The organism is Chamaesiphon sp. OTE_20_metabat_361 (genome assembly GCF_031364565.1).
On sequence record NZ_JANLWO010000343.1, the window covers coordinates 1 to 5376 of the forward strand.

Below are 5376 nucleotides of genomic sequence, written 5' to 3' on the forward strand. Positions count from 1 at the left end.
CGCTCCCGCGTCCGCTCTTACTTTCGCGATGGCAACCATCACTCCCCTCGGATTGCGATGATGGTGCGCCAGGTCGCCGAGATTGAATTTATCGTTACCGATACCGAAGCTGAAGCCTTAGCATTAGAAGCCAATCTGATCAAGCAGCATCAGCCGTATTTTAACGTGCTGCTCAAGGATGATAAAAAATATCCCTATATCCTGATTACCTGGTCGGAAGATTATCCCCGGATCCTGATGACGCGCAATCGCCGGATTGGTAGAGGTAAGGATAAATATTATGGCCCATATACAGACGCTCATCTACTCCGCAATGTCCTGTATACAATCAAGCGGACATTTCCGCTGCGGCAACGCCCTCAGCCCTTATTTAAAGATCGTCCCTGTCTAAACTACGATCTCGGGCGCTGTCCGGGTGTCTGTCAGAGCCTGATAGCGCCCCAAGACTACCATCAAACTGTCGAGAAAGTGGCAATGATCTTTCAAGGTCGCACTGGCGAACTACTCGAAACCCTCGCGACGCAAATGCAGCAAGCGTCTGAGCGACTGGACTTCGAGCAAGCTGGCACGATCCGCGACAGACTTAACAACCTGGCGGCGCTCAATGCCGAGCAAAAAGTCGCTCTCCCTAACGATACCGTCTCTCGCGACGCGATCGCCCTCGCCGCCGATCGCAAGACTGCCTGCGTGCAGCTATTTCAGATCCGGGCGGGCAAATTGATCGGACGATTGGGCTTCACCGCCCAAGTGCAGTCCCTCAGCGCGATCGAAACCGCAGATCCCTCACCCGAAGATCTCGGTGCGATCCTCCAAAGCGTCTTGGAAGAACACTATCGCACTGCCGACTCTGTAGAAATCCCCGCCGAAATCCTGGTGCAACATCCCCTCCCCGACGGTGATATTCTCGCAAGTTATTTAAGCGATCTCAAAGGTCGCAAAGTGACGATCGTCAACCCCCAGCGGCAGCTTAAAGCCGAGCTAATCGAGATGGTCGAGAAAAATGCCGTTCACGAGCTAACGCGGCTTCAGCGCCAATCTGAGCGCAATCTCAACTCACTCGAAGATCTCGCCGAAATTCTCAGCTTGCCAGAAATGCCGCGCCGGATTGAAGGTTTTGACATCTCCCACATCCAAGGCTCGAATGCCGTGGCATCGCAAGTGGTATTTATCGACGGCGTACCTGCCAAGCAATATTATCGGCACTACAAGATCCAAAATCCAGAGATTACGATCGGACATTCCGATGATTATGCCAGTCATGCCGAAATTGCCCGCCGCCGCTTTCGTAAATATGCTGGCGGTGTAAATACTGACAGTACTGACTTCCCCGACGTGGTACTGATCGATGGCGGGAAAGGACAGCTATCTGCGGTAATGAATGTCCTGGAAGAACTCAATTTAGCCGATAAAATGTCGATTATCAGTCTGGCAAAACAGCGTGAAGAAATCTTCTTACCGGGCGAGACTTTGCCGCTACCGACAGAAGCCGAACAACCCGGCGTACAATTGCTACGCCGCGTGCGGGATGAGTCCCACCGCTTTGCGATTACCTTCCACCGCCAGCAGCGCAGCCAAAAGCAAACCCGCTCTTATCTAGATGATATTGCCGGATTGGGCAGCTATCGTCAAAAGCAACTGCTAGCGCATTTTCACTCGATCGATTACATTCGCGCTGCTAGTGTGGAAGATCTCGCCAAAGCGCCAGGGATTGGGGCGCAGACAGCTAGTGAAATCTATAGTTATTTTCATCCGCAATAGGCTTTAGGCTTTGGGCATTGGTTTCTAGGAAATGAAATGTTTGGCAAAGTGAAAGACTTCAACTCAAATTAGCGATGCTAAATAGAAGTAACGATCGACGATCGCCCGTCAGCATCTATAGCGAATGTGTTGAGTGTAGCAGATCGCTACCTATAAAGAATATTAATTTAATCTATGAGTGCAGCCACCTTCGCCAGCAGCAGTGCTACTTTAGATAGATGAATGAAGATCTACAGTGTTGGTATAAAGCACTCGACTTAGAGCCTGGGGCATCGCTTGAAGAGGTGAACCAGGCACATAAAGATCTGGCATTGGTTTGGCACCCCGACAGGTTGCCGCAAGATAGCCCCCGCCTGCAAGAAAAAGCCCACGCTAAACTTCAAGAAATCAACAACGCTCGCGATAAGCTCCGCGAATATCAAGCTAATAATAGCAGTGTCAATAATAGTACCAATGGGACGGGCGCAGCGGCTCGATCGGCTCATGTCCCCGATCGAGGATCGACTTATCAAAGCTCCCCCCGCCAGCAACCCCGCCGCACGTCCGCACGTTCGCAAGAAACACGCACAGTCCGACAACCCCAAGCAGCTAAGCCCTCCCAGCCTGTCAGAACGACCGAATCTCGCTATCCGCAATCGCCAGCTACGCGGTTGTCAAATCGCCAGCAACAATCGCGAGTACCTGCTAGAACCCCGCCGCAACGCCCGGATCTTAGCGGTGTCGATTGGAGCGGGAGTTGTCTCAACGAGCGGGATCTCTCCGGGCGTAATTTGACAAATGCGAATTTAAGTAATACCGATCTTCAAGATTCGTTCTTACATGGCGCAAATCTACAGGGTGCCAATCTTCAAAAAGCCAACTTATTTAGGGCTAACTTATTTCAGGCGAATCTCGCTAACGCTAACCTGCGTGATGCTAACCTCATTGGCGCCGATTTTAGCGGTGCCGATCTCAGTGGTGCCGATCTCACAGGCGCTAGGGTAAGAGTAGGCGGCAAAATTGCCGTGCGCTTGATTGGTGCGGTACTCACGGGTGCCATCATGCCTGACGGGAATGTCTATGGTTAGCTCTAAGTCTAGAGTTGCTCGTTGGCGGAGCCTCTCTGCGCAGGCAGACGCTTCGCGTTGGCAACGCCTGCGCTTTGCGCTTACGGAACGCGAATCGAGCAGCAAATAACGATCGAGTACCCAGCAGGTATTTCGATCGCGGTAGAAAAATGTTATCCAATAGCAGTAGCTTAAGGAAGATCTTCAGTATTCGGATTAACCGGATTAGTCGCCAATTCGTTCATCGCATAATCCCTAAATCGATCCATATCTGCCTGAAGCGTCCCATCCACAGCATTGCGGACAAAATCATTATTCATCAGCAGCACCAAGATACCTGGTACTTCATAAGTAAAAGTCAGCTTGACAATGCTCGACTCCTTGCGATCGTAAAATCTAATTGCCCCGCGATTGGGCAACCCATCGACCGATTCCCACTGAATGATTTGATGGGGAATTTCCTGAAGAATTCGGGATAGCCAGGTAAATTCTAGAGTCTTCGTCGCTAGCTTCCACCGCGAGAGTTCGGGATTGTCTTCGACGATTTTGACCGATTCGATCCACTTCATCCAGCGCGGCATCAGCTCGATATTATGCCACAGATTCCACACATGCTCGATCGGGGCAGCAACTTCAACTTGAACGATATTTTATAACCATTCAGACTTGGGTGTTTGGGGATAGGGGATAGGGGATAGGGGATAGGGGATAGGGGTAAGAGGTAATGGGTAATGGGTAAAATCTCGGCTTTTCCTGATTAATCCATCTACTCATCTACCCATCTACCCATCTACCCATCTACCCTCTCCCATCTACCCTCTAAACCGATCGAGAATAGCAGTAGCTGCTTGTTTGCCGGAAATTGTTGCGCCTTCCATACTATCGATATAGTCTTGGGCGGTATAGCTACCAGCGAGGAAGAAATTATCGATCGGGGTGGCTTGGGTGGGGCGGAACGGATCCATGCCGGGTCGTTCGCGATAGAGGGACTGGGCGAGTTTGACGACGCTCGACCAAGTGACATTGAGTTCGCAGGCGGAGGGGAAGAGGGTGTGTACCTGTTCGAGGACATGCTCGACGATATCTTCATTCTTCATCGGAATGAATGGTTCACCAGGGGTTAGGACTACTTGGAGGAGCGAGCCTTCACCTTCTCGATAATAGTCTGCGGGACTGGTGAGCGCAAGATCCGCAAAGCAGGAAAAGTCGGCATCGGCACTGTAGAGCAGATTATCGAGTCCGGCAGCGTGGTCTAATTGCTGGCGTTCGGCTTTGTCTTGCATTTCTGTCACCCAACCATCGAAGCGCAGTTGGACGGTGGCGACGGGGACGGCTTCGAGTTTGAAGATATTATCGAAAAATGTAGACTTGCGCCACTCTGCTGGTATAATGCGATGAATACCCGGCACATCACACGCGCAGACGTAGGCATCAGCGGCGATCGTTTCGATATTTTCACCGTTAGCGATCGCAAAGCCATCAATGTGAATATCATCGCCCGCGCCTGTATATTTAATTTCCCGTAACTGGCGACGCGTATGAATTTTTGCCCCTTTTGATTCTAAATAAGCCACGATCGGTTTGTGCAGGTACTCGGCTGGCGAACCGACTAACATATTCAGTTTCGATGCTTCGGTTTTGGACGCAAACATCATAAAGATCGTCAGCATACACCGGGCGGAGATATTTTCGGTATCGATAAAGCCTAGCGCGAGGGCGATCGGATCCCACATCCGGCGCAGACTATGATTATTACCGCCGTGGGATCTAAACCAATCGGCAAAACTGACGCAATCGAGTTCGCGAATCATCTTCATCGCCGTCTCATAGCTGACTAGTCCCGGCACGATCGGACTAGTACCCAGAGCGAGCGCATTGCGAAGCTTATCGACGATCGTCAGTTGTTCGGTGGTGAAAAATGCTTTTAAGCCGTGAAAAGGCGCACCGAGAAAAAATCTAAAATCGAGCTTCCCGATATCCCCGCCAGCATTGACAAAATTATGGACGTGTTCTTTGGGTAAAAAGATATCAGTCGCACCGATCCGCTGCATCAGGGCGAAGAGATTGGCATAGTTGTTGAAGAAGACATGCAGTCCCATCTCGATGTGATTGCCGCCATCGTCCACCCAGCTACCGACTTTGCCGCCGACAAAGGCACGCGATTCAAATATCTCTACATCATGTCCCGCATCGACTAAATCGACTGCCGTAGCCATGCCTGCTAATCCCGCACCAACAATCGCAACCCGCATATCTATATTTTCTGGTTTGTTTGATGTATCTTTACAGATTTTAAGATTTTTTAAGCACTTGTGCATCGCTAGATTGCCGATCTCTCGTAAGAAGTCCCAGCTTGGCGCGATCGTCTCAAAGTATTTGCGATTGCTAGTTGCTATTTATTTAAAAGTCATGTTATATTAGTTGAGTTGGCAAAAAAGCAAACAAACGACGCGGAGTAGAGCAGCCTGGTAGCTCGTCGGGCTCATAACCCGAAGGTCGCTGGTTCAAATCCAGTCTCCGCCACCAAATTATTAAAAAGCCGTACCTGACTCAGGTACGGCTTTTTGATTTG

At 50.4% G+C, this 5376-nt stretch carries 4 protein-coding genes and 1 tRNA gene; 3 read left to right on the plus strand and 2 right to left on the minus strand.

Annotated elements, in window-relative coordinates:
* Together uvrC and RMO35_RS10010 are read left to right on the plus strand one after the other, a co-directional pair.
* On the plus strand, nucleotides 1-1758 hold a 1758-nt coding region (uvrC, locus tag RMO35_RS10005; RefSeq protein ID WP_309740819.1), incomplete at its 5' end, for an excinuclease ABC subunit UvrC.
* 218 nt (nucleotides 1759-1976) lie between these two features.
* Nucleotides 1977-2825, plus strand: coding sequence for a pentapeptide repeat-containing protein (locus RMO35_RS10010; protein ID WP_309740825.1), 849 nt, complete (start codon nucleotides 1977-1979; stop codon nucleotides 2823-2825).
* 170 nt (nucleotides 2826-2995) lie between these two features.
* Here the strand turns inward: RMO35_RS10010 and RMO35_RS10015 are convergent, their stop codons facing one another.
* Both RMO35_RS10015 and zds read right to left on the minus strand, forming a co-directional pair.
* Complete coding sequence (locus RMO35_RS10015) at nucleotides 2996-3451, minus strand: SRPBCC family protein (protein ID WP_309740829.1); 456 nt, start codon at nucleotides 3449-3451, stop codon at nucleotides 2996-2998.
* Nucleotides 3452-3616: 165 nt separating this feature from the next.
* Nucleotides 3617-5056: a 9,9'-di-cis-zeta-carotene desaturase gene (gene zds, locus RMO35_RS10020; protein ID WP_309740827.1), complete on the minus strand. Its 1440-nt coding sequence runs from the start codon at nucleotides 5054-5056 to the stop codon at nucleotides 3617-3619.
* 197 nt (nucleotides 5057-5253) lie between these two features.
* Here zds and RMO35_RS10025 point away from each other — a divergent pair.
* Nucleotides 5254-5330 (plus strand) — tRNA-Met (locus RMO35_RS10025).
* The last annotated feature ends 46 nt before the right edge of the window (nucleotides 5331-5376 follow it).